Here is a 24,826-nt window from a genome sequence, read left to right as displayed (position 1 = left end):
TTATGCCATTATTAACGATATTTGTGTTCTTCTAATGCCTAACAAGCGAGCTTGTTATATGGCAAGTAGAGGGGAAACGTAATAGATGATGAATTTAGTTGTGTTTCTATTTGTTATCGCTCCAATTTCAATTGTTCTTCATGAGCTAGGACATGCGGGATCAGCCTATTTATTGAAGGCTGATTGTATCCATTTTTCCATTGGGATAGGGAAGGAACGAAAAGTTATCCGAGTTGGACGACTTTTTATTCATCTTCACACACTCCCATTTATGGGCGGACATGCAGCTAGTGAAAAGGAATTAGACTTTTCAAAAATGGAAAAAATATTGATTTCTTCTGCAGGACCATTGGTTAATGGGTTGGTAGCTGTGCTGATTCTTTCACTTTTTCCATTGGGCACTAGTAATATATTATCATTAACCTTTTATTTTAATCTGTGGCTCGCTATAATGAATATCATTCCTTTTAGGGTCGGTCAGAAAAAGTCAGATGGATATGTTTGTATGGAAATTATCTTCAATACTTTCCGACGTAAAAGAAAGTAATTTGGTCTTTAAATTTTAAAAAAAAATGACTATAATAATGAAAAGTAAAATCCTTAATATCGAAGGAGACAGACATGAGGAATAAAAATGTTCGCTTATTTATAATATTAGCCACGCTATGTGTACTGTGGGGATTTGCTTATTGGTATTTCATTGTTTAACTAGACGGAGCAGGAGTTTCGAAATTACTATAGAATAGTGAAATTATATGGTTGGAATTGGATGATTATGGCAATCATAATAGTAAAAAGCTTCTTTACATAGGTTTATATTTTTAACAATTAAGAAGGAAAAAAGTTTTATGAATAATGAGGGATAATTAATGTTAATACGATACAAAAAATCGTTTGAAAAAATTGCTATGGGATTGCTATCATTTATGCCTGATGAAAAGGATGTTAAAAAACTTCAGCAAACCGTTAAGGAATATGAGAACAATCCTAATTGGCATTTATTCTTGTGGAAAGATGAAGATTTACTTGGTGCAATCGGGGTTCGCATAGAGGATGAGGAAAAGGCTGTTATACAGCACGTATCAGTTAATCCGTCACATCGTCATCAAGGAATTGGGAAAAAAATGATTGATGCAGTACGAAACCAATATAACAACCAATATGTTGTGTGTGCGAATGAAAAAACGGAATCGTTTGTGCAAAAATGTGATGAAGAGGCTGCAAAAGGCTAGGCCTTGGTTTTATTTTCTATGACGCATGATATGTTTATGAACTAAATATTCATCTGATAGATTACTTGTACCATGAAAGGTGCAATTTAACTGCTGGCATTTTGCTTTAACAAGCTTGATTAGTTTTTGGTCTTTTATCGGTAAAAAAATACTTTGATAGGGCTGTTGATTTTCAATCTTTAGCTTTAAGGTATCAAGGAGTTGTAAAAGTTTTTCTTTGTCTAGTCCGTAATGTTCAATCTTATTTTCGTGTAAGTGAAATTTATGTATGGACTTCGTTATTAAGCGTAAAGCCCCCTTCATATTTCCCCGCCGTTGATGATATAACGATACTGCTAATTGGATAAATGCAACCCATATGGAGTGACGGTCTAATGGTAGTTCCTTTTTCCAATGCTCTTCCAATATTTCGTGGCATTCAAAATAATCTCTCGTCCCTAATAGGTTAGTCAGATACTCAATGTATGCCTCATCATACATGCTTTTAACTCCTTTGTCTAGATACTAATCTAAGTTTAACAGGAAAAGAAATGTGATGCTAGAAATGCTTATTAAAATATATTTACTTAATAAAGGAGTCAAAAATAAAAGCGCTAAGCGATTATAGCTTAGCGCTGGTTCCGAGGCTTAGTAACCATATCCCCAACTAGCACCAACAATAATTAACAAAATAAACAACACTACGATTAGCGCGAAACCGCCGCCGTATCCATATGCACCCATGGTAAATCCTCCTTTTTTAGATTAAAATGATAAAAGGAGTTTAAAACCTTTTATCATGTTTTTTACATTACTACACTATGTAAGCATTCCTGATGTTGTATAGGCGGATATATGCTATTTTAAGATTTTTTCACTTTAAGAAAGCATTAGTTTTTAAGGTTTAAAGTATAAGAAAAGACATCGAATTTCGCCATTACTGGCTAAATTCGTGTTTTTCTAAATAGAGAGGAATTAACTAATGGGCGATGCTTATCATGTAAAATTAGATGCCTTTGAGGGCCCACTTGATTTATTGTTACATTTAATCAACCGTTATGAGATTGATATATATGATATACCTGTTGCAGAGATCACAGAGCAATATATGATTTACATTCACACGATGCAGCAATTAGAATTGAATATCGCGAGCGAATACTTAGTGATGGCTGCTACCTTACTGGAAATCAAAAGTAAAATGCTGATTCCGAACCAGGAGCTTGAATTAGAAGAGGACGAGTATGAGGAAGAGGATCCTCGTGAGGAGCTTATGCAGCGTTTGATAGAGTACAGGAAATATAAAGAGGCTGCGCAATCACTCAAGGATCGAGAATTAGACACAAATCAAATTTATACACGACCACCCTTAAACCTAGAACATTATAAGGTGGAGGGCTCACAGCCGATTGAAAACAACGGTGAAGTGACTATTTTTGATATGATTGGTGCTCTACAGAAAGTCTTTCAAAGAAGGAAGTGGGAACAGCCTTTAGAAACGCGTGTGCATCGGCAGGAAATACCCATTCAAGAACGAATGGAGCAAATGATGACCCAGATTTATGAGGCGAATGGAAAGATTCATTTTGGTGATTTATTTCCTTCACCACATCGCTCGCATATTGTCATTTCGTTCATTGCATTATTGGAGCTTATGAAAAAGAAAATGGTAACTTGTGAACAACAGGAAAATTTCTCAGATATTATGATTTACCAAATGGGGGATGGAGATGGAATTACAGAAGCTTAAGGCCGCAACAGAAGGTTTATTATTTGCTGCTGGAGAGGAAGGTCTTAGCAGAAAACAATTGGTTAAAATACTTGAAGTAGATAAAGAAACAGTTGATGTGATCGTGAATGAATTAAAATATGACTACGAACATAAGCATAGGGGTATAACCATTATGCAGTCAGCTGATTTTTTTCACTTAACGACTAAGCCTGAACATGCTTATTATTTTGAAAGACTGGTTCAATCTCCAACATCTACGAGGCTTTCTCAAGCAGCATTAGAGACTTTAGCCATTATTGCTTATAACCAACCAATCACGCGTACTGAAATTGAAGATATCCGTGGGGTAAGCAGTGATGGCCCTGTTCAAACGCTGTTATCTAGAGGATTGATTGAGGAAGCTGGAAGAAAAGATACAAGTGGAAGACCAATTCTCTTTACCACAACGAAACAGTTTCTTTCCTTCTTCGGATTAACAACCATAGAAGACCTCCCACCACTGCCTGAGGACTTGGTAGATGAAAGTATCGAACTTGAGGCCGATCTTTTCTTTGAAAAGTTCAAGGAAGAGTAAAAAAGTCTGATTTTTCTGAATGGGTATGATACGATAAATATAAACTATTTGTTTAGGGGGATGGGGTTGAATATTCAAGCATTTAACGGTCGTCAATTAGAAAAAAGTATGCCGACTTCTCCAGAGGATGCCTTTATTCGTTCCGAGGCTTCTTTTGAGGAAGATGGTGAATTGCGCGTTTTTCAACTAGTTTATTTGGAATATTTTGATCAGAAATTTCCTGAGATTTTACCCTTTGAAGAGGACCCTATTTTTACAATGAACAGTCATCAATACGATTTCAAAGAGGTCGCAGCACTTGCTGTTCTATTGTCGCACCCAGAATACAGAAGTCAGAAAAGGCTATATGTCCCCGATTGGGAGCAGTTTAAATCATTATTTGATAGTGTGAACTGGGATTCAGTTCAAGAAGTCGTAGAAGGACTTGCTGGTGCCCAACGAGTTGATCTTACATAGCAAAATACTTATACATTGGTCTGGGCTGATTTAGCTCGGGCTTTCTTATTTTCACAATTTTTCCACCTAGGCATATGATGATGCCGAGGTGATAAATATGAATCCGCAAACGAAACAATATTTACATGCTTTGCTCAATTGGGCAGAAGAGGTTGAATCTAAAATAAAAGCAACAGAGCGAGAAGTAGATTTTTCTTTATTAGAGGAAAAAATGACCCAATGGAAAGAAGAAATAAATCATTATTTAGAAGAAGACAAGGATATATCCCAAGCTGTGATGGGGAAAATCCAAGAAAATGGTCAGAACCTGCTTGATGATGTACTTCTATCACGAGGAGAACCCAATGCAGCTTATGTACCAGTTGGGGAACATAAGCTGCCACCCTTACCATATCCTTATGATGCGCTAGAGCCTGTAATATCTGAAGAAATCATGAGACTGCATCACGATGTACATCATAAAGGCTATGTTGATGGACTTAATAAAGCAGAAAAAATGATTGATAAGTGGAGTGAATCTCAAAACGGTCAAATGCTCAGACATTGGATGAGGGAGCAATCCTTTAATGGTAGTGGACATTTCCTGCATAGCATTTTTTGGGAAAACATGTCGCCAGACGGCGGGGGTAATCCAAACGGTATATTAGCTAGAGAAATTAATAAGGCATTTGGTAGTTTTAATCGATTTAAACAATTATTTTCTCAAGCAGCTAAATCAGTTCAAGGGACTGGTTGGGCGATGCTAGTTTGGGAGCTTCAATCAGGAAGATTAGCCATTCAATCAATCGAAAAGCATAATATGTATGCGTTATGGGATGTTATTCCTCTCCTTGTTTTAGATGTTTGGGAGCATGCTTATTATTTACAATACCAAACAGATAAAGGAAAATATGTAGATAATTGGTGGCAAGTTGTAAACTGGGATGATGCTCTACAGCGTCTAAAAAAAGTGAAAACGTAATTTCGTGCCTCGCCCCTGTCATCTAGGATAGGGGTTATTCTTTGCTTGTCTCCACTATTAAGGTTTCTTTCTTTACCTCCATTTTTATATCATATGCCCGTCCCTTCATTCATATTTTAGTACAAACACCAAGAAATGGAGGACTTGCTTTTGAAAACAATCAAACTATTGATAATGGTCATCACTATTTTAATCATACATCTTACCTGGTTTCCCACTTCTAGTCATGCTGCACCAGGTGTTTCTGCCGAAAACGCAGTATTAATGGAACAAGAATCGGGTCGGATGTTATTTGGTAAAAATCCGCATCAAAAGAAAAGCATAGCCAGTATCACCAAAATTATGACGGCAATTGTTGCCATTGAAAATGGAAATTTGGATGAAAAGGTAACCGTAAGCGAAAAGGCTGTACGAACAGAAGGCTCATCCATTTATTTAAAGCCAGATGATAAGGTGAAGCTCATTGATCTGATTTATGGCTTGATGCTGAGATCGGGTAATGATGCTGCGGTAGCCATTGCAGAACATGTAGGGGGAAGTATAGAGGGCTTTGCGCATCTAATGAATGAAAAAGCACGATGGATTGGTATGAACAACTCTCATTTTGCAAATCCTCATGGTTTGGAACAGGACGGGCATTACTCAACGGCATATGACATGGCTTTACTCACTAAATATGCCATGAATAATGAGCAATTTGCCAAAATTTCAGGTACGAAAAAATACAAGGCCGAAACGGAAAAGTATCCCTGGCATAACAAAAATAAAATGTTGACCCGTTATTATAAGTATTGTACAGGTGGAAAAACGGGATTTACGCGAAAAGCAGGTAGAACTTTAGTATCGACTGCGAAAAAGGAAGATATGAATCTCATTGTCGTTACCTTAAACGCCTCAGATGACTGGAATGATCATACGAGTCTTTTTGAATGGGGCTATAACACCTTTGATCTACAGTTGATCAGGGATTTGGGCGAAATGGAGATACCACTTCCAGGTGGAGAAACGGTTACTGGTGAGATCATTAACCCTGTTGTTTTACCGCTAACTGAAAGCGAAAGCGAGCAAATTAAAGACACTACCTACATTAAAAAGGATTTTCAGCCTGAAGTAGACGAGATTATCGGTAAACAAGTATTTAAGTTAGATAATCAAGTACTTGCTGAGCGAAATATTATTCAAGAGCCTCCCCTGCCCAAAGAAGAAAGTTTATTAGAAAAAGCTAGAAGTCTATTTAACCAATTAAGCGGGGTTTTTTAATGGTAAATCTTATTTGGGTGTTTTTAGCTGTTAGTGGAATTGTTTATGCCATGTTTAATGGAACGATGGATGATGTGAATGAAGCTATCTTTGAAAGCGCAGATGAAGCAGTCATGCTATCAATTGGGCTCATTAGTGTATTGGTTTTCTGGATTGGGATGATGAGGATTGCTGAGGAGGCAGGATTATTAAGGGGACTTGCTAATTTATTCAAGCCGATTTTTAAAAGATTATTCCCAGAGGTGCCGCCTGACCACCCTGCGATGGGGTATATTTTATCCAACTTTTCCGCCAACCTATTTGGACTGGGGAACGCGGCAACCCCTATGGGAATTAAAGCCATGAATGAAATGAAAAAATTAAACAACGATTCTAAAGCGGCGTCGAGATCTATGATAACATTTCTAGCATTAAACACATCTAGTGTAACGTTAATTCCGACTACCGTTATCGCAATTCGGATGCAATATGGTTCTGTTTCCCCAACTGAAATTGTCGGAACAACTATATTGGCTACAAGTATTTCTACGATTGGAGCTATTTGTATTGATCGATTTTTTTATTACAGAAGAATACGGAGGAATCAATGATGAGTATGATTACGACTATAAGCACATGGATTATTCCGTTTATTATTTTAATCGTTTTAATTGCAGGAACCATAAAGAAAGTACCAACCTATGAGACATTTGTGGAAGGAGGGAAAGAAGGGATTCAGATGGCCATTTCCCTTCTTCCTTTTTTGTTAGGTATGATTGTAGCAATTTCAATTTTTCGAGCTTCTGGGGCAATGGAGGGATTGGTTGCATTAATTTCACCGGTTTTGCAAATAATGGGAATACCGAGTGATATTGTGCCGCTCGCTGCAGTTCGTCCAATTTCAGGTACGGCGGCACTTGCGGTTACCACTGATTTAATCAAGGAATTTGGTCCAGACTCTTTTATCGGTAAACTTGCCTCTACAATGCAGGGAAGTACCGATACAACGCTTTATATCCTAACAGTTTACTTCGGTGCAGTTGGTATCAAAAAGATGGGAGATGCACTTAAAGTTGGACTGTTAGCGGACCTTATTGGTATAATAGCATCGATTACCATATGTACTTATTTCTTTGGTTTCTAAAGCGTTAACAATCGTTAGCGCTTTTTAAATGTATACAACACGAGAAATACATTAAAGATGATGGGTAGGTGAAAGAGATGGACCAGAATTTGGAACGTCTACAAAAAGCTATTGCAAATAGTGGTTATACATCAAGAAGAAAAGCTGAAACGCTGATTGTAGAGGGGAAAGTGAAGGTGAATGGTAAAACTGTAACCGAATTGGGAACAAAGGTGAAGCCTGAAGATAATATTGAAGTGGAAGGAATTCCTCTTGAGAAGGAAGAGCCTATATATTTGATGCTGTACAAGCCTAGAGGTGTCATATCAAGTGTAAAAGATGATCGTAACCGAAAAGTTGTGACTGACTTACTACCAGAAATTGAAGAACGAATTTACCCTATAGGTAGACTTGATTACGATACATCTGGGTTATTATTATTAACGAACGACGGTGATTTTGCCCAACTACTCATGCACCCAAAACACCAGATTCCTAAGGTTTATATTGCGAAAGTAGAAGGAATCCCAACGCCAATGGATTTAAAGCCATTAAAGCTAGGTATAAATGATAATGGAGAAAATCTTAAGGCTGTTAAGCATCGAATCTTATCGGTAGACCATAAGAAAAATACTGCCATTTTAGAAATCACTCTACATGAGGGAAAAAATCGGCAAATCAGAAGAATGCTTGAGTCTATTGGCTATCCTGTCCAAAAGTTAAAACGAGAAAGATATGGACATCTTAATTTACACGGTATGAACCCTGGTGATTTTAGAGAATTATCTCCCCATGAAGTCAAGCAATTAAGAGGGTATGCACAGAAAAATGTTAAATAATTTTCATAATTACCTTAAATGTGTACTTGCATAGCATTGTATAATGTCTTGAGGGAGTGGTTGTAATGGCTAAAAATAAGAAACAAAAGAGACTAATTTTCAGATCTGTTATATTACTTATATTAATTGGGGCTGTCGTTTTTGCTTTAGTCACAAATCTTAAGAAGGAAGAAGAGGTTGTAGCAGTTGGTGAACAGGCCCCACCCTTTGAATTGAAGCAAGTAAATGTGGATGGGGAACAGACATTGAATCTGCATGAGGATTTTGAAGGAAAAGGTGTTATGCTTAATTTCTGGGCAACTTATTGTGATCCTTGTAAGGAAGAAATGCCATATATGCAAAGTCTCTACCCAAAGTATAAAGAAAAGGGTGTAGAGATCTTAGCTGTTAGTGTTGATGCCACCGAGTTAGTGATTAACAATTGGATTAGCAAAAATGAACTAACTTTTCCAATCGTTCATGATCAAAAAGGAGCTGTTATGGACGCATACGACGTCTTTAATTTACCTTCTACCTTCTTTATTAATCCAGATGGGACGGTAGAGCGTAAAGTTGATGGAGCGTTAACGCTAGATAAGCTAGACGGCTATTTAGAAGAAATCGTGCCAGAGAGCGAGAAATAACAGAAATGAGTGTTTTGTATGAAGAATATTAAATGTGATTGTGGACATGTAAACCCCGAGGGAACTGTTTTATGTGAAGCTTGCGGGAAGCCGATTGAAAGCAATCAGCATATCGATGGTAACGAAAAAAACAAGCTGCTAAATATGCGCTATGAGGGAAGCGCTAGAAGATCGAAGACATATAACAGAACCATTGTTGATAAGATATGGATGTTTTTTTCATCTGTCAAAGTAGGTGTTTGGTTAATTATTTTAACCCTAATCGCCTCAGCCTTAGGAACCTTGTTTCCTCAGGAGATGTACATACCACCAGCGGTCGACCCAGCTGAACACTACCGAGATGAATATGGAATTATTGGTCAAATCTATTATCAATTAGGCTTTCACAATTTGTATAGTTCATGGTGGTATATGTTATTGGTTGCCTCAATAGGAGTATCACTTGTTATCTGTAGTATTGACCGGGTTGTTCCATTATACAGGGCTTTAAAAAAGCAACGACCTAAACGAAACTCGGTATTTATTAAAAGACAACGTTATTTTGCAAAGACTCAAGATGTTTCTAAGCAGGATGTAGAAAAGGTTGTTAGCCAGCTGAAAAAGAAAAACTATAAAATTAGGGAAGAGCAAGGACATATTCTCGCTGAAAAAGGGCGTTTCTCAAGATGGGGTCCTTATGTAAATCATATTGGTCTTATTATCATTTTAATTGCAGCCCTTTTAAGAGCTCATCCTTTTTTCTTTGTGGAAGATTATGTATGGGTTCGAGAAGGAGAAACCAAAATCATTCCACAAACAGACCAGCAGTACTATATTAAAAATAATGATTTCATATTTGAAGTATATGATGAAAATGACGAAAGATACGGAGAAGCGATAGAAAAAACAGGGGAAATGATTCCTAGTAACTTTCAGACCAATGCAGAGATTTTTAAGGTAAAGGGCGAACCTCTCCCAGGACAAGATCCTGAGCTCGTCAAGGTGAATGAAGGGGCAATTCAGGTTAATAAACCATTAAAGGTTAATGACCTTGCCATCTATCAATCCAGTTATCAGTTAAATGAATTTCAGTCGATGTCCTTTAAATTACATTTAAGGGATGATGAAAATGAAGAATCCCTTGGGGAGTTCACGTTTAATATGAATGATCCCAAATCAGAGTATGATTTAGGTAATGGATATAGAGTTGTCGTAGATGAATACTATCCAGAGTTTTATATGGATGATGGAGTTCCAGATTCGAAATCTAAGTATCCTAAGGATCCAGCCTTTATTTTCTTTGTTTATGGACCAGATATTGAGGAATATGAGGTCAACTTCCTAGCAGTAGGAACTAATTTGAACCCAACAGAGGATAATAAGTATAAATTAAGTATTACAGGCGTTGATATGCGTGATGTTACTGGGTTGACCCTGAAACGAGATCATACTCTTCCTCTATTTATGATTGGGGCTATCATTTTCATGATTGGTGTAGTACAAGGAATGTATTGGTACCATCGTAGAATATGGATTCATCCGAAAGATGGGGAACTATGGATTGCGGGTCATACGAATAAAAATTGGTATGGACTAAAAAGAGACCTTGAAAAAGTACTAGAGGATACTAAGGTTGAAATGCCTCAGGATCAACAAGAGTTGAAGTAAGGTTTGTTGGATTTAAGGAGGAAACAGAATGGATTACTTTACGATAAGTAGTAACTTTTTATATGCATCGTTTATTATTTACTTGATCGCCACCTTCTTTTTTGGAGCGACAATTCGGGATAAGAACAGGCCACATAAAAAGTCTAAAGTAGGTTCAATTGGCTTTGTTATAACGATTATTGGATTTTTATCACAAGTTGTTTATTTTATTACGAGGTGGATAGCAAGTCACCATGCTCCCGTCAGTAATATGTTTGAGTTCATGACATTTTTCGGGATTATGATTGTTCTTGCGTTTATCATTCTCTATTCAATTTATCGAATTAACTTATTAGGGTTATTTGCACTACCAATTGCGATTATCATAATTGGTTATGCTAGTGTGTTTCCGAATGAGATATCACCGCTCGTTCCATCGTTAAAATCACATTGGCTTTATATTCATGTAACGACTGTTTCCTTAGGTAATGCTATATTATCTGTAAGCTTTATCGCAGGTTTAATCTATTTAATTCGTCAAATAGATCAAAGCGTGAGAAGTAAGAAAACATTTTGGTTAGAGTTTATTATGTATTCAATTTTGAGTACAGTAGCCTTTATTGCAATTTCTACAACCTACAGTGCAATGGGGTATACAGCCGAGTTTGAAATTCCAGAGGTTGAAACAACGATTGAATATAATATGCCGGCAATTGCTGCACCAAATGATTCTGAAATGTTAACAACGGATAAAATGCCTCCGTGGTTTGAAACACCTGGTTGGATGAATGGTGTGGATGCGGGACGTAAATTTAACTCATTAGTATGGTCTTTGCTTGGAGGACTTGTTTTATATGGCCTGTTAAGAGTTATTCTTCGTAAACGAATTGCAGCTGCCATACAACCATTATTAAGAAGAACAAAACCGGATATATTGGATGAAGTAACATATCGTTCTGTTACGATTGGTTTCCCGGTATTCACATTGGGGGGATTAATCTTTGCAGCGATTTGGGCACAGGAAGCTTGGGGACGCTTCTGGGGCTGGGATCCAAAAGAAGTATGGGCTCTCATCACTTGGTTATTCTATGCCGGTTTTCTACATTTACGTTTATCAAGAGGCTGGCATGGAGAAAAATCCGCTTGGTTAGCAGTGGTTGGATTTGCCATTATTATGTTCAACCTAGTCGTTGTAAACTTAGTGATTTCTGGTTTACATTCCTACGCTTAAAATGCTTTTATGGTTAGGGGATTTTTAATGTGAGTGAGTAAAAGGGGGATTTATTATGGAGGAAAATGCAAAAATTTTAGTTGTAGATGACGAAGAACGGATTCGTCGCTTATTAAAGATGTATTTGGTACGTGAGAATTTCAATATAGAGGAAGCTGAAGACGGATACGAAGCACTTGAAAAGGCAACGGAAGAAGATTATGACTTAATATTATTAGATTTGATGATGCCTGGTATGGATGGGGAAGAAGTCTGTGCTAAGTTAAGAGAAAAGAAGACGACACCTGTTATTATGCTTACAGCAAAAGGGGAAGAGGCTAACCGTGTGCAAGGCTTTGAAGTTGGCGCTGATGACTATATTGTGAAACCATTCAGCCCAAGAGAGGTAGTTTTACGTGTTAAGGCCTTACTAAGACGTTCATCCACTACACCTTTGGTACAAACGCAAACCAAAACTAGCGATGTCCTTGTGTTTCCTCATTTGACAATTGAAAAGGAAGCACACCGTGTTACCGCAAATGAAAAGGAAGTCAATTTAACCCCAAAGGAATATGAGCTATTATTCTTTTTGGCAAAATCACCTGACAAGGTTTTTGCCCGTGAAGATTTATTAAAAGAAGTATGGAATTATGAATTTTTTGGTGATCTTCGAACGGTTGATACACATGTAAAACGCTTGCGTGAAAAGTTAAACAAAGTATCAAAAGACGCTGCCAAGATGATCGTAACCGTTTGGGGCGTTGGTTATAAATTTGAGGTCGGAGCAGAGTAATGTTTTGGCGTAGTGTTGTTGTTAAATTATGGTTTACCATTTTATTATTCTTTTCATTCGTTCTGATCACACTAACGATTTTGTTACTACAGTTCTTTGAAAACTTTCATGAAGCCGAAGCAGAAGAGGAGCTCATGCAGGCTGCGAATAAGGTGTCGAACATCGTAGAGGCTCATCCTGATCGTAATCTCATTACATCTACTATCGAACAAGTGATGGATCCCTCAAAACGAGTTGTGATTATTTTTAATGAAGATGACTACTGGATTTCGTCAAGTGAAGATGAACAGTTAGAATCTATTGATGTTGATTGGTTTTATTCAAATGAAGATTTTATGAAGGTTTTAAATCATGAAGATTCCATTCATAAAAAAACACAACCGCCTAATTCATCTAACGAACTCCTTATCGTGGGTCAACCGCTTGAGGGTGAACAAGGAGCAGTCTTTGTATATGAATCTTTAACGATCGTAAAAGAAACAACTTCTCAAACAACAACACTTATCTTTTTAGCGGCAGGAATCGCCATCGTTTTAACAACGTTTTTTGCCTTTTTCTTATCTACTCGAATTACAGCGCCTTTAATCAAGATGAGAAAAGCTGCACTTGAGCTTGCTAAGGGTGAATTTCATACAAAGGTTCCGATTTTAACAAAGGATGAAATCGGAGAATTGGCAATTGCCTTTAATCGTATGGGAAGACAGCTGAAGTACCATATTCAAGCATTAAATCAAGAAAAAGAGCAGTTAGCGAGCATTCTTTCGTCTATGGCTGATGGTGTTATCACATTGAGTAGAAATGGTGAAATGATCGTTACAAATCCACCAGCTGACCGATTTTTAGACTTTATGTCTTATGAGAATGGAGAGAAAGAAACACAAACCATACCAGGTGAGCTCAAAACGACATTGGATCAAGTTATTTCTACAGAAAAAGAAGTAATGAAAGAAATTACACTTCAAGGAAGAAGTTTTGTTGTCATTATGTCACCACTTTATGACCAAGTTTATATTCGTGGGGCAGTTGCAGTTATTCGTGATATGACTGAGGAACGTCAGCTTGATAAACTACGTAAAGACTTTATTGCCAATGTATCGCATGAGCTACGTACCCCTATTTCCATGTTTCAAGGGTATAGCGAAGCCATTGTAGATGATGTAGCTGAATCGAAGCAAGAGAAAAATGAGTTAGCACAAATTATATACGATGAGTCGTTGCGAATGGGAAGATTAGTTAATGACTTATTGGATTTAGCTAGGATGGAAGCAGGTCACATCCAGCTTAATGTTCATGAAGTAGAACTAGAGCCATTTTTGAACAAGGTTTTAAATAAATTCAAAGGGATTGCAGATGAAAAACAGGTATCCATTCAACCTAATTTCCATTTTGAAGACCAAGTTGTACAATTTGATTCTGATCGCATCGAGCAAGTGCTAACGAATTTAATCGATAATGCGATTCGCCATAATTCTGAGAATGGGGTTGTTGAGATAACAGTCCAATCAACAGAAGATCATTTGCAGTTTAGTGTGAAGGATTCAGGCGGGGGTATACCTGAGGAGGATTTACCTTTTGTGTTTGAACGCTTTTATAAAGGGGATAAATCCCGTGCTAAGAAAAAGGGTAGCTCAGGTACAGGCTTAGGATTAGCTATTGCAAAAAATATTGTCGAAGCCCATAAAGGGGTGATTGATGTGCATAGTAAACAAAACGAAGGAACATCTTTCATCTTTTTCTTGCCAAAAAATATCAAATTATAGTTGATTGTGTGGATTAATCTTGTTTCATATGAAAACTTTTGACCGTGATGTCAAGAGTTTTCTTTTTTTATGGCACGTTTTTACATATGGATGTGTTAAAATATGGATTAGTTCATTTTCTTCAAGGTGAAACTTATTCTTGTTTGGAACGACTAATGTTATTGAAACGGGAGGCTTTAACCATGAAAGAAGTCTTTCAGGATTTATATCAAAAATACCACCAAGATATATTTCAATTTTTATTTTATATGGTAAAAGATCGTAATTTAGCCGAGGATCTAGTGCAAGAGGTATATGTCAAGGTACTAAAATCCTATCATCGATTCAAGGGAGAGAGTACAGAAAAAACGTGGCTGTTTTCAATTGCCAGACATATTGCCATTGATCATTTTAGAAAACAAAAACGAACAAGAAAGCGGGTTATAGACTCATTTGACTTAAGTGAAAAGAATGATCTTATCCGGGATCATGCGAAGTTACCCGAGGAAATAGCCGTCCAAAACGAATCTATTCAAACGATGTATAAATGTCTCAAGCATTGTACAATCGATCAGCAAACCGTCATTATATTGCGTTACATTCAATTACTATCAATTCAAGAAACAGCAGATGTTTTAAATTGGAGTGTTAGCAAGGTGAAGACTACACAGCATCGAGCGATGAAGGCTCTTAAGAAACGAATGCTAGATGAGGAGGCGGGCACAAATGGGAAATAAAAATGAAGACCAGTACAACGATGACCACTTGAAATCTTTATTAAAAGAGATGCCCAAAATCCAAGATCAGCAGGATATAGATGAATTGTACAATCAAATATCAAATCGTTTGAAATCTGAGGAAAATACGCCAAAGGTTCAAGAAAAGAAGAAGAAATGGCGGATTACTTATTTGGTATCAGCGGCTCTAATTCTCATAGGAATAACGATTAGTTCTGTTATGATAGATGAATTTACTAATGACAACTATAGTACAAAACAGAATGATGCCTCCAACTCTACTAATGATGAGGTAACTGAATTTTCCGCACCTGGTGAGAGTTCAACCGAAGAGGAGAGTAGGGCTGAAATTGGAAAGTTACCTTCTGCTGAGGATCAAGGTGGCGAAAATGCTCATACAGAAAATATGGACCGTATTGGTTTCTTTGGTCTTCACTTTGATATGACTTACGAAGATGTGGTTCAGATTTTTGGGGAGCCAAAAGAGAGACAACAAACAAAAGAAGGCTGGGAACTTAAATACGTTGAAGACGACGTGGGGATAGAATTGTCTATGAATAATGAAGACAAAACGGTGTCTGAATTCGTATTTTACCCAAGACACCTAGCCGCTATAGAGGAAGAGACGATGGTGGACCCAATCTTTTTCTCAACTCATATTCAGGAGATTAAGGATGTGTTGGGAGAACCTGAAAATATAAAAACTACAGACTGCAAGGAGAATTCGGTATGTGAGGAATATAGCTACCCCGTACATCCAAAAGTTAAGTTTAAAGTGGCTATCCTACAAAAGAGTATCGAATCAATTAAATTAGAGCGAATAGAAAAGTAAGAAAAGCTGCTTCATTTTCTTGAAGCAGCTTTTCTCCTTTTTCATTACCTATTCAAACTTATTAGGGTCGCCATCAAATGCTTCCTCTGCTACCCGTATGGAATCTGTAGGGCATCCGTCAAAGGCATCCTCCAGGTCCTCATGGAGGTCTTCAGGGACTTCTTCTGACCCTGTATTATCATCTAAGATGACAAAGGATAACCCTTCATCGTCATAATCAAATATGTCAGGTGCAGTAGCTCCACATGCACCACAGGCGATACAAGTATCTTTATCTACAATGGTGTATTTTGGCATAAGTTGTCCTCCTATTGTTGCAAAATCCAAAAATCTATCAAATAAAAGTAATTTTTCAATTCTTCCTACTACATTATATTTTAAAACTGTTAAATTAACTTTTCAACTAATATCATGTTATCATCAAGTATGATAGGATATTGTAGAAGAATCATGATTCTTTTAGAAGATAGATGATTAAAGGGGGGAGATTGCAATGTTTCAAGCTGTTCTATTAGAGTGTTTTTACAAAATTGAAACCGAACGTAGTAAATCATCCATATTTCATCTACTTCGCGGTAAAAGGTCCTCACAGACCATTCAGGACGCTAAAGCCTTTCATCTTTCCCAATATTTCGGTATTTATAAATCATTAACAAGAAACGCATTTGATGAAGAAATTAAGCAGATGCTTACCTTACATATACTCACAACAGGTGACAATGACTCGATTCTCGTGACACCAGAGGGAATCCAATTGCTAAAAGATTATCAAAAGCGCATGCCTGAACTAGGCTGGTTGAACGGCTTTAACCTACAACATAGTGCGAGTGACTTTTGGCAAAGACTATTACTATTTATTCAAACTGGTTCAAATATGCTAAACAATAGGTCGCATTTTATACCGGTTCTTGATCACGCTGAGATCATGAAATGGGTCAAACGATACTATCAAAATCATAAAGAAGAATTAACTAGTCTTTTTCAGGATATTTATCATGAGGTTTATCAGTTATTAAAGGAACATCAACAATTTCATGCAGAAGTCATTGTAGCTCGCATGACGGGCTATCAAAAAATCGGACTAAGTAAACAGCAAATCAGCCCTAAATATGAGCTGTCTATCCATGATGTAGAAATCTATTTAAAGGCCTCCATGCATTTTATGGTCGATACAGTGAACAAAAATCAAGAACGATTTCCTCGCCTTCACGAGTTTATTCCAGAAGAATTAAATCAACTTCCCTTAACCACATCCGCGAAGAAGACCTATTATTGGTTTAAGAGTGGCTATACACCAGAACAAATTGCTCAAAAAAGAGGTTTAAAGCGAAATACAATTTACGATCATTTAATAGAAATTGCTATAGTAGACCCAAGCTTTGCGATTCATTCCTTTGTTAAGGAGGATGAAGAAATCATCATTTTAAACACTGTACAGCGATTAAATACTCAGAGGTTAAAGGCAATTAAAGATGAATTACCTAGTGAAATTGATTACTTTCAGATACGGTTGGTGCTGGCAAAGCATAATCAAATGAGGAGTAAAGTTAATGAATATGTCAAATGAACAATTGATAGCTGAGCTGAAAAAACATTTTGGCTTTACACATTTTCGTACAGGACAGCAAGAAATCATACAAGACCTAATGGCTGGCCAGGATGTTTTAGGGATACTTCCTACTGGCACCGGGAAGTCTCTATGTTACCAATTACCTGCAATGTGTCAGGAAGGGATTACAATTGTTGTTTCGCCTTTGTTATCACTAATGGTTGATCAGGTCAAACAGTTAAAAGCAAAAGGGTTTAAACGTGTGGTTGCTGTAAATAGCCTACTTGACCGACAACAGAAGAATGCCATTATGAAACATTTACACCAATATAAACTCATTTATTGTTCTCCTGAGATGCTGCAAAATGAATTCTTTTTAAATCGTTTAACATCTTTACGTATATCCTTATTTGTAGTGGATGAAGCACATTGTATTTCACAATGGGGACATGAGTTTAGAACGGACTATCTAAAGTTAAATGATGTCATTAAACAACTAAACCACCCAACCGTATTAGCACTTAGTGCAACGGCTACTCCGCAGGTTCAAGATGATATTAGCTATTACCTCGATAAACCCAATATAAGGAAAAGGGTATTTCAGATGGACCGTCCTAATATTGCCTTTGCGGTGGAGGTGGTTGACCATTGGCAAGATAAAATCAACCGAATTGTACAAATTTTAACTGAAAAGCCGGTACCAACTATGATTTATTTTTCTAGTAGAAATTGGTGTGAAATGACCAGTGAAACCTTAAAGAATCAACTAAAGCATTTGCGCATCGCCTTTTATCATGGTGGTATGGATACTGAAGACCGCTTATTAATTCAACAACAGTTTATGTCTAACCAATTAGACGTTATATGCTGTACTAGTGCCTTTGGCATGGGGGTAGATAAACAGAATATTAGACTTGTGATTCATTTTCATCTTCCAGCACAGATTGAATCCTTTATACAGGAAGTAGGACGGGCAGGACGAGATGGATTGCAGAGTGTGAGTCTTTCTCTTTATGCCAAAGGTGATGAACAAATCCCTTTAGCCTTTATCGAGCAAGAACTGCCAACTCAACGTCAAACTGAACACTTTTATCAGTATTTTTCTAAAAAAGAAAGCTTGTCAAATGTAGATGATGAAACGCAGGACATTTTAATGGAACACCTACAGCTCAACGAAACCCAGTGGCGATTTTTGCAATATCAATTAAACCAACATCATTTGGCCATTGTTGAAGAGCAGGAAGAAAACTGGAGAAAAGCTTTCCAGAATACCCTGGAATTAATCAAACAGAGGACTAGTCATAAAATGAATAAATTATTTGAATTAATGAATTGGTTTGAACATAAAGGGTGTAAGAGAGAGAGCTTGTATGAAGTGTTTCAGGATGGATTTCAAAGGCCGGACCAATTCTGCTGTGACTATTGTGATTTTACTTTTGAACAGTGGAATCCTGAAACCATTCAGCGAGTGCAGGAGAATAATCACTGGCAGGCCGAGTTAAGACGGCTTTTTCATCGGGAGGAGTTGGATGAAGAAACAGTTAAATCAAGCTGAATTAATAAAAAAAATAACAGATAAAGACCTTTTGCTAAATTTATATTTTTCTCAGGGAATTATTCTCTTTTTAGCCTTTGTTAGTAGTTACTTTCTATTTAGGGATTTTGGCCAATGGCTAGAACAATTGCATTGGCATCCAGAGGAAATCTTTACTTATGGAGTATTACCTGCTTTATTGATTGTGAGTATTGATTTATTACTGATGAGGCTCCTTCCTAAGGCTTACTATGACGATGGTGGGATTAATGAAAGGATATTTCAAAATCAAGGGCTTTTACATATTCTTTTCATCACATTTCTAGTCGCCTTATCAGAGGAAATGTTATTTCGAGGTGTCATACAGCATGAATTTGGCTATATCATAGCCAGTGTAACCTTTGCACTCATCCATTTTCGTTACTTAACTAAGCCTGTACTCTTCGTTTCGATTTTGTTTATTAGTTTTTTGATTGGTTACATGTATGAAATGACACAAAATCTGTTTGTAACCATTGTAGCCCATTTTTTAGTCGATTTTTTGTTAGCTCTATTCATCAAAGTAAAGTGGGGTATGAACCATGGTCACACAGAGACAGAGCCGAAATAGTGAAGAACCATCTCAAGATAAAGAGTCTTTTGATGTGTTTGAGTTACCACCGAGAAGTGCTGTTCACAATAAACGAAATAAGTCAAAGCCGGCAAATAAAGTTAAGACTAGTAAGCGTGAGGGCAAACAAAAGAAAAAACGAGCTTCTAGGTGGAATTTGATTATCTTAAGGATGATTTTATTTTTGTTTCTTTTATTAATCATTGGCATTCCTTTTTATTATTACTGGGAAAACATCAATGACAGTATAAAGCCAAATCAGGAATTCAATCCACTAGGTGAGGAAATCTTCTTTCAGGGAAACAATTAAATAAGGCTGACATGTCATGTCAGCCTAAATCCTCACCTTCTCTTAGAAATAGATTTGCTTATCTCTTTCTTCTTTTAAGATTTCAACGGCCTCTCGGAAACGTTGTGAGTGAACAACCTCCCTTTCACGTAGATATTTTAATCCATCATTTAAGTCAGGGTCATCTGATAAGTTGATAATCCATTGATAGGTAGCCCTCGCCTTTTCTTCAGCGGCTATGTCCTCATATAAATCAGCTATAGGATCACCCTTCGCTTGGATATAAGTTGCTGTCCAAGGAACACCGGCTGCATTATGGTAGAAAAGTGCTTTATCATGATTGGCATAATGAGGGGCGAGGCCCGCTTCCTTCATCATCTCTGGTGTTGCATCCTTTGTTAATTTATAAACCATCGTCGCAATCATCTCTAAATGTGCAAATTCCTCCGTACCAATATCCGTAAGTAGCCCAATTACTTTATCTGGAATAGTATAACGCTGGTTAAGGTAACGCAACGCTGCAGCTAATTCACCGTCTGCACCACCATATTGCTCAATCAAATATTTAGCAAGCCTTGGATTACATGAACTTACTTTTACGGGGTATTGCAATTTTTTTTCGTAATACCACATAAGATGTACTCATCCTTCCTTTAGATGTTAAACCTGCCATGGCCAAGGGGTATCGTCCCAGGACCATGGATATGTGGAATAGCTTGCACCATATTGTTTAAGGGGTCCGTAACTTTTCTCATATTGCTTTTTCAGTGTTTTACTTTGCTTTGCGTAATGATTAAACTGCTGTATAGCCTCATAATCATCAGGATGGGTATCTAAATAGAGGGTAAGTTCGACTAAAACGAAATCAACTGCCTGAATTTCCTCCAATAATTGATAAAACTCAGGAGGCATGGTTTTATTCATTGTCTACCACCTCTCTTTTACCTGGATAAGGACTAAATAATGCAGGCCACAACGTTCCGTGATATAATGCCTCCCTAGGCTGAAATTGCGGTAATGATGGGGGCTGGAATCCCATGTATAAATTTGGGGGTGTTTCGTAGCTCTTTACTTTTATTGGCTTACAAGGGTCAAATGGACTATGATAAGGATAGTAATATTTTGTTTGGGTATACAAAATGTTTCCTCCTTCCTAGAAAATCATGGTAGTTCATTTTATATGTATTCGATGCCAACCTGTCTAATTCAGTTTGATATCTAAATAAAAGGGATTCTTTTTGTCTCTGTCGAATATACTTTTTATAGTATTAGCGAGTATGAGAAGCGCCGAGGAGTTCCTCATTTCTATCCACAAAATTATAAAATAAAAAACGTGGGGTGAGATCTATGTTTGTTAAGGGGATTATGATTCCAAAGCATCACTGTGTGATTACAAACTCACAAGAGTCATTACATAACGTTTTAGATCGGTTAATTTCAAAGGATATTGAAGCGGTTCCGGTGGTGGATGACGATGAAAAATTTGTCGGGATGATCACAAAACAAATGATTTTTCAAGCATTCTTTGAAGACGGAAATGGAAGTAGTAAGCAGGAGTTTTTACAGTCTAAAAAAGTTTCAGATATTGTTGACCATGAGGACTTTCATATCACAGAGGAAGATGTTTTTGAGAGCACATTGACAACATTTAAAGGTTTTCCGATACTGGCCGTTATCGATCACAATCAATATTTTCATGGTATTGTGAGTCGTTATGATGTTTTAGAACAGTTTGAAAGTGCATTCGGGATGAAGAAGCAGGGCGTTCGGATTGCCTTTTCTTCCATAGAGGCTGAGGGACGTATATCCCGGTTGGCCGATTTAATTAAAAATTTCCATGGAAACATTATATCGTTGGCCACTTTTGACGAGACTGATAAACTAGCAAGAAGAATTGTTTTAAAGATTGAAAAGCACGAACAAATTGGTAAGTTTACGAAGAAGTTAGAAAAGGCAGGCTTTAGAGTTTTGGATGTGAAGGAAATTTAGCTTGGTCTCAAATGCTTTTGAATAGGTTGCCCTTGTCATTTCAGGTTGACAAGGGCTTACTATATAACAACGTTAAGAACACGATAGAAGGGAATGCCTCAAATGATTTTTCTTTATCTCCTTATTTTCCTTGGACTAGGATTACTGATTTATATGTATGTTCTAGCTCATTCTGATCATATCGAGTGGAAAACTATTACAGATAAACATTTCCCTTCAAATAAAGAGTCATTGACGATATTTTTTATATCAGATATTCATAAACGATTGATTAAACTAGAAACTTTAGATAAAGTTAGCGGAGTAGATATCGCCATTATCGGTGGTGACCTATGTGAAAAAAAGGTTCCATTTACCAGAGTGGAAGAGAATATACGGAGATTAAAAAAACTAAACGCACCCATATATTTTGTATGGGGGAATAATGATTATGAAGTGAACTATAGGGAGCTTGATGCGCGTTTATTGGATCAAGACGTACATATATTAGCTGACACTTCGACCACTCTTGAGTTTCGTTCGGGTGAAAAAATTCAATTAGTTGGATTGGACTCACTAAATATTAAAGAAATCAACACCAAGCAAGCTTTCGAACATGTTGATGATTCCTATACGATACTGGCTGTTCATGAGCCTGAGGCATATGATGAGTTATTAACCGATGAAGAGCGTAATATGATCAATATTATATTCAGTGGGCATACACATGGAGGTCAAATCCGAATTTTAGGATTTAGTTTACGTAAAAGAGGAGGGTGGGTCAAAAAGGGACAAACTCATTTTTTGACTAGTGAAGGGTATGGAACGACCAAATTACCCTTAAGATTAGGTACAAGAGCTGAATGCCATGTTGTAACAATCGAACAGTCTAAAGCTTAAACGAAGAAAAAATAAGAAAGAGGAAACTTTAGCCGGTGACCATACATAAACTAATCATAAGGAGACGTAAAGTTGAGTAACAAGTTTATAATTCTCTGAAATCGTTGGAGGTGGTTTGATGCGAATGGAGCGTCTGGATTCGAATAAATTTAAGATTTTTTTAACCTTTGATGATCTAGTTGATAGAGGCTTTACAAAAGAAGAATTATGGAAGAACTTCCCGAAAACGCATCAAATGTTTCAAGACATGTTGTTTGAGGCAAGTGATGAGCTTGGCTTTGAAATTGACGGCAATTTGTTAGTTCATGTCCATCTTCTTCAAGCTCAAGGAATGTTAATCGTCGTCACGCAGGATCTTGAATTTATAGATGATGAGTATGTTGAAATGAAAGTAACATTAGATGAAAACAAGGAATTTATGTTTAGTTTTAGTGACTTTGAATCCGTTATACAAGTTTCCAATCACCTTATTCAGCTAGGGGTTAAGCATGCCTCTGTCTATTACTGGAATAATCAATATTATATGAAATTGTATGATCAGGATTTACAGCTTTTAAATAAAGAAGGCATTATTGCGGTTATGTCTGAATTTTCTTTTCCAAGTACAGTCACATCTATTCGTTTAAAAGAATACGGAAAGCCAATTATGGAGTATGATGCCCTTTACCAAATTCAAACCTATTTCTTATCGTGATGATGGTTAGTGGGAGTGAATAAATCATGTACACCACCATTGCTCTTACAAAAAATAATGTACAAAAATATATTGAAAGACAAGGGTATTTCATCTATAATGAAATCGCTTACAAAAATAAAAGTGCTGTAATGGGAAAAATCTTTCACGTAATGGTTGCATATTAAAAATGAATGTGTATACTAATTGCTGAAAGTATTGGAATTATAATGATTTATTGACATTCATAGGAGGTAAGCAAATGGTTGCCGACAAACCAGCAGATTCTTCAAAGGAAAGTAAAGAGCACCTAGATATGCTAAAATCTACTCAAACAGTAATTAAAAAGGCGCTAGATAAGTTAGGGTATCCAGAGGAAGCTTACGAATTATTACGTGAACCCGTTCGTTTTATGACTGTACGTATCCCTGTCCGGATGGATGATGGACAGATAAAAGTATTTACAGGGTACCGTGCTCAGCACAACGACGCTGTTGGCCCAACAAAAGGTGGGGTAAGGTTTCATCCTGACGTAAATGAAAAAGAGGTAAGTGCCCTGTCCATTTGGATGAGTTTGAAAGCGGGAATTGTTGATCTACCTTATGGTGGAGGTAAAGGCGGAATTGTATGTGACCCACGCGAAATGTCCTTTCGTGAACTTGAAGGGTTAAGTCGTGGATATGTTCGCGCCATTAGTCAAATCGTTGGTCCAACAAAAGATATTCCGGCACCAGATGTGTTTACAAATTCTCAAATTATGGCTTGGATGATGGATGAGTATAGTAGAATCGATGAATTCAATAATCCAGGGTTTATTACCGGTAAGCCATTGGTATTAGGTGGTTCACATGGAAGAGATACCGCTACAGCAAAAGGTGTAACGATTTGTGTGGAAGAAGCGGCAAAACTTCGGGGTATTGACTTAAATGGAGCCCGAGTTATTATTCAAGGGTTCGGAAATGCTGGCGGATTTTTATCGAAATTTATGAATGATGCTGGAGCTAAGGTTGTAGCGATTTCAGATGCTCAAGGTGCATTATATGATCCAGACGGACTTGATATTGATTATTTACTTGACCGAAGAGATAGTTTTGGTACAGTAACCAATTTATTTGAAAATACCATTTCGAACGACGAAATGCTCGAGTTGGATTGTGATATATTAGTCCCAGCTGCTATTGCAAATCAAATTACGGAAGAAAATGCAAACAGAATTAAGGCAAACATTGTCGTTGAAGCAGCAAATGGCCCAACAACTCTTGAGGCTACCAAAATTCTTGCCGAACGTGACATTTTACTAGTACCTGACGTGTTAGCCTCTTCAGGTGGTGTAACAGTCTCTTACTTTGAATGGGTGCAAAATAATCAGGGTTATTATTGGACGGAAGAAGAAGTTCAAGAGAAGCTCCAAAAAGTCATTGTGAAGTCATTCCATAATGTTTATGATACGTCACAAACTCGTAATATCGATATGCGATTGGCAGCCTATATGGTCGGGGTTAGAAAAATGGCTGAAGCTGCACGTTTTCGTGGTTGGATTTAAACGAATAAGTTGATAATGCGAAAAGCATCTCCTATTATGGTTAGGGGATGTTTTTTATTTATCTT

31 protein-coding genes are annotated in these 24,826 nt (G+C 37.1%); 25 read left to right on the top strand and 6 right to left on the bottom strand.

All coding sequences use genetic code 11. The annotated features are described in order from the left end of the window. Positions 1–85 precede the first annotated feature (85 nt). Both GH754_RS08885 and GH754_RS08880 read left to right on the top strand, forming a co-directional pair. Positions 86–547 (top strand): M50 family metallopeptidase, encoded by a 462-nt coding sequence (locus GH754_RS08885; RefSeq protein WP_153728377.1) that lies wholly within the window; start codon positions 86–88, stop codon positions 545–547. Between the two features lie 322 nt (positions 548–869). Next, positions 870–1,232, top strand: a complete 363-nt coding sequence (locus tag GH754_RS08880; protein WP_153728376.1) for a GNAT family N-acetyltransferase — start codon at positions 870–872, stop codon at positions 1,230–1,232. Between the two features lie 9 nt (positions 1,233–1,241). On the opposite strand, the gene GH754_RS08875 is transcribed toward GH754_RS08880, so the two are convergent. Both GH754_RS08875 and GH754_RS08870 read right to left on the bottom strand, forming a co-directional pair. Beyond that, positions 1,242–1,712 carry a DUF309 domain-containing protein gene (locus GH754_RS08875; protein ID WP_153728375.1) on the bottom strand — a complete coding sequence of 157 codons (471 nt, stop codon included), beginning with the start codon at positions 1,710–1,712 and terminating at the stop codon, positions 1,242–1,244. 147 nt (positions 1,713–1,859) lie between these two features. Then, positions 1,860–1,955: a YjcZ family sporulation protein gene (locus tag GH754_RS08870; RefSeq protein WP_153728374.1), complete on the bottom strand. Its 96-nt coding sequence runs from the start codon at positions 1,953–1,955 to the stop codon at positions 1,860–1,862. Positions 1,956–2,193: 238 nt separating this feature from the next. Here GH754_RS08870 and GH754_RS08865 point away from each other — a divergent pair, with 238 nt between their 5' ends. The 15 genes from GH754_RS08865 to GH754_RS08795 all read left to right on the top strand — a co-directional run bounded on the left by GH754_RS08865 (position 2,194) and on the right by GH754_RS08795 (position 15,695). After that, on the top strand, positions 2,194–2,961 hold the full coding sequence (locus GH754_RS08865; RefSeq protein WP_153728373.1) for a segregation/condensation protein A: 768 nt from the start codon (positions 2,194–2,196) through the stop codon (positions 2,959–2,961). Then, entirely contained in the window at positions 2,942–3,517 is a 576-nt protein-coding gene (gene scpB, locus GH754_RS08860) for an SMC-Scp complex subunit ScpB (protein ID WP_153728372.1), read from the top strand. The genes GH754_RS08865 and scpB overlap by 20 nt, the downstream gene beginning before the upstream one ends. A gap of 66 nt (positions 3,518–3,583) precedes the next feature. After that, on the top strand, positions 3,584–3,973 hold the full coding sequence (locus tag GH754_RS08855) for a hypothetical protein (protein WP_153728371.1): 390 nt from the start codon (positions 3,584–3,586) through the stop codon (positions 3,971–3,973). 97 nt (positions 3,974–4,070) lie between these two features. Beyond that, positions 4,071–4,934, top strand: a complete 864-nt coding sequence (locus GH754_RS08850) for a superoxide dismutase (protein ID WP_153728370.1) — start codon at positions 4,071–4,073, stop codon at positions 4,932–4,934. A gap of 150 nt (positions 4,935–5,084) precedes the next feature. Continuing rightward, positions 5,085–6,194: a D-alanyl-D-alanine carboxypeptidase family protein gene (locus GH754_RS08845; RefSeq protein WP_323741935.1), complete on the top strand. Its 1,110-nt coding sequence runs from the start codon at positions 5,085–5,087 to the stop codon at positions 6,192–6,194. Next, positions 6,194–6,784 carry a nucleoside recognition domain-containing protein gene (locus GH754_RS08840; protein WP_153728368.1) on the top strand — a complete coding sequence of 197 codons (591 nt, stop codon included), beginning with the start codon at positions 6,194–6,196 and terminating at the stop codon, positions 6,782–6,784. The genes GH754_RS08845 and GH754_RS08840 overlap by 1 nt, the downstream gene beginning before the upstream one ends. Then, positions 6,784–7,317 carry a spore maturation protein gene (locus GH754_RS08835; protein WP_153728367.1) on the top strand — a complete coding sequence of 178 codons (534 nt, stop codon included), beginning with the start codon at positions 6,784–6,786 and terminating at the stop codon, positions 7,315–7,317. Before GH754_RS08840 ends, GH754_RS08835 begins: the two co-directional genes overlap by 1 nt. A gap of 77 nt (positions 7,318–7,394) precedes the next feature. After that, positions 7,395–8,135, top strand: coding sequence for a pseudouridine synthase (locus GH754_RS08830; RefSeq protein WP_153728366.1), 741 nt, complete (start codon positions 7,395–7,397; stop codon positions 8,133–8,135). 65 nt (positions 8,136–8,200) lie between these two features. Beyond that, positions 8,201–8,758 carry a thiol-disulfide oxidoreductase ResA gene (gene resA, locus GH754_RS08825; protein ID WP_153728365.1) on the top strand — a complete coding sequence of 186 codons (558 nt, stop codon included), beginning with the start codon at positions 8,201–8,203 and terminating at the stop codon, positions 8,756–8,758. Positions 8,759–8,776: 18 nt separating this feature from the next. Then, entirely contained in the window at positions 8,777–10,405 is a 1,629-nt protein-coding gene (gene resB, locus GH754_RS08820) for a cytochrome c biogenesis protein ResB (RefSeq protein WP_153728364.1), read from the top strand. Positions 10,406–10,433: 28 nt separating this feature from the next. After that, positions 10,434–11,615, top strand: a complete 1,182-nt coding sequence (gene ccsB / locus GH754_RS08815) for a c-type cytochrome biogenesis protein CcsB (RefSeq protein ID WP_153728363.1) — start codon at positions 10,434–10,436, stop codon at positions 11,613–11,615. A 55-nt stretch (positions 11,616–11,670) separates the two neighbouring features. After that, positions 11,671–12,387, top strand: a complete 717-nt coding sequence (locus GH754_RS08810) for a response regulator transcription factor (RefSeq protein WP_153728362.1) — start codon at positions 11,671–11,673, stop codon at positions 12,385–12,387. Further along, the gene (locus tag GH754_RS08805) at positions 12,387–14,147 is read left to right on the top strand and encodes an ATP-binding protein (protein WP_153728361.1); all 1,761 of its coding nucleotides are present in this window, start codon (positions 12,387–12,389) and stop codon (positions 14,145–14,147) included. The genes GH754_RS08810 and GH754_RS08805 overlap by 1 nt, the downstream gene beginning before the upstream one ends. Before the next feature lie 182 nt (positions 14,148–14,329). Continuing rightward, complete coding sequence (sigX, locus tag GH754_RS08800) at positions 14,330–14,863, top strand: RNA polymerase sigma factor SigX (RefSeq protein ID WP_153728360.1); 534 nt, start codon at positions 14,330–14,332, stop codon at positions 14,861–14,863. After that, positions 14,853–15,695 carry a hypothetical protein gene (locus GH754_RS08795; protein WP_153728359.1) on the top strand — a complete coding sequence of 281 codons (843 nt, stop codon included), beginning with the start codon at positions 14,853–14,855 and terminating at the stop codon, positions 15,693–15,695. The genes sigX and GH754_RS08795 overlap by 11 nt, the downstream gene beginning before the upstream one ends. Before the next feature lie 48 nt (positions 15,696–15,743). Here GH754_RS08795 and GH754_RS08790 read toward each other — a convergent pair whose 3' ends face one another. After that, positions 15,744–15,992: a ferredoxin gene (locus GH754_RS08790; RefSeq protein WP_153728358.1), complete on the bottom strand. Its 249-nt coding sequence runs from the start codon at positions 15,990–15,992 to the stop codon at positions 15,744–15,746. A 196-nt stretch (positions 15,993–16,188) separates the two neighbouring features. Here GH754_RS08790 and GH754_RS08785 point away from each other — a divergent pair, with 196 nt between their 5' ends. The 4 genes from GH754_RS08785 to GH754_RS08770 are packed head-to-tail and all read left to right on the top strand — an operon-like array spanning position 16,189 to position 19,698. Continuing rightward, positions 16,189–17,262 (top strand): helix-turn-helix domain-containing protein, encoded by a 1,074-nt coding sequence (locus tag GH754_RS08785; RefSeq protein WP_153728357.1) that lies wholly within the window; start codon positions 16,189–16,191, stop codon positions 17,260–17,262. After that, the gene (locus GH754_RS08780) at positions 17,246–18,799 is read left to right on the top strand and encodes a RecQ family ATP-dependent DNA helicase (protein WP_228550204.1); all 1,554 of its coding nucleotides are present in this window, start codon (positions 17,246–17,248) and stop codon (positions 18,797–18,799) included. The genes GH754_RS08785 and GH754_RS08780 overlap by 17 nt, the downstream gene beginning before the upstream one ends. Beyond that, complete coding sequence (locus tag GH754_RS08775) at positions 18,774–19,388, top strand: CPBP family intramembrane glutamic endopeptidase (protein WP_153728356.1); 615 nt, start codon at positions 18,774–18,776, stop codon at positions 19,386–19,388. The genes GH754_RS08780 and GH754_RS08775 overlap by 26 nt, the downstream gene beginning before the upstream one ends. Next, positions 19,360–19,698 (top strand): hypothetical protein, encoded by a 339-nt coding sequence (locus tag GH754_RS08770; RefSeq protein ID WP_153728355.1) that lies wholly within the window; start codon positions 19,360–19,362, stop codon positions 19,696–19,698. Before GH754_RS08775 ends, GH754_RS08770 begins: the two co-directional genes overlap by 29 nt. 42 nt (positions 19,699–19,740) lie before the next feature. Here GH754_RS08770 and GH754_RS08765 read toward each other — a convergent pair whose 3' ends face one another. The 3 genes from GH754_RS08765 to GH754_RS08755 are packed head-to-tail and all read right to left on the bottom strand — an operon-like array spanning position 19,741 to position 20,815. Then, positions 19,741–20,310 (bottom strand): manganese catalase family protein, encoded by a 570-nt coding sequence (locus GH754_RS08765; protein ID WP_153728354.1) that lies wholly within the window; start codon positions 20,308–20,310, stop codon positions 19,741–19,743. A gap of 27 nt (positions 20,311–20,337) precedes the next feature. Beyond that, positions 20,338–20,601: a spore coat protein CotJB gene (locus GH754_RS08760; RefSeq protein ID WP_153728353.1), complete on the bottom strand. Its 264-nt coding sequence runs from the start codon at positions 20,599–20,601 to the stop codon at positions 20,338–20,340. After that, entirely contained in the window at positions 20,594–20,815 is a 222-nt protein-coding gene (locus GH754_RS08755) for a spore coat associated protein CotJA (RefSeq protein ID WP_153728352.1), read from the bottom strand. Before GH754_RS08755 ends, GH754_RS08760 begins: the two co-directional genes overlap by 8 nt. A 209-nt stretch (positions 20,816–21,024) precedes the next feature. On the opposite strand from GH754_RS08755, the gene GH754_RS08750 reads away from it, so the two are divergent. The 4 genes from GH754_RS08750 (at position 21,025) to GH754_RS08735 (ending at position 24,761) form a co-directional block, all read left to right on the top strand. Continuing rightward, on the top strand, positions 21,025–21,666 hold the full coding sequence (locus GH754_RS08750; protein WP_153728351.1) for a CBS domain-containing protein: 642 nt from the start codon (positions 21,025–21,027) through the stop codon (positions 21,664–21,666). Between the two features lie 102 nt (positions 21,667–21,768). Beyond that, entirely contained in the window at positions 21,769–22,545 is a 777-nt protein-coding gene (locus tag GH754_RS08745; protein ID WP_194841319.1) for a metallophosphoesterase, read from the top strand. Positions 22,546–22,663: 118 nt separating this feature from the next. Beyond that, positions 22,664–23,239 (top strand): genetic competence negative regulator, encoded by a 576-nt coding sequence (locus GH754_RS08740; RefSeq protein ID WP_153728349.1) that lies wholly within the window; start codon positions 22,664–22,666, stop codon positions 23,237–23,239. Between the two features lie 241 nt (positions 23,240–23,480). After that, positions 23,481–24,761 (top strand): Glu/Leu/Phe/Val family dehydrogenase, encoded by a 1,281-nt coding sequence (locus tag GH754_RS08735; RefSeq protein ID WP_153728348.1) that lies wholly within the window; start codon positions 23,481–23,483, stop codon positions 24,759–24,761. Positions 24,762–24,826 lie beyond the last annotated feature (65 nt).

Origin of the sequence: Salinibacillus xinjiangensis, assembly GCF_009649735.1 — a bacterium.
GTDB classification, from domain to species: Bacteria; Bacillota; Bacilli; order Bacillales; family Alkalibacillaceae; genus Salinibacillus; species Salinibacillus xinjiangensis.
The sequence above is the reverse complement of the archived record's forward strand: the minus strand, read 5'-3'. Positions and strand labels throughout refer to the sequence as shown.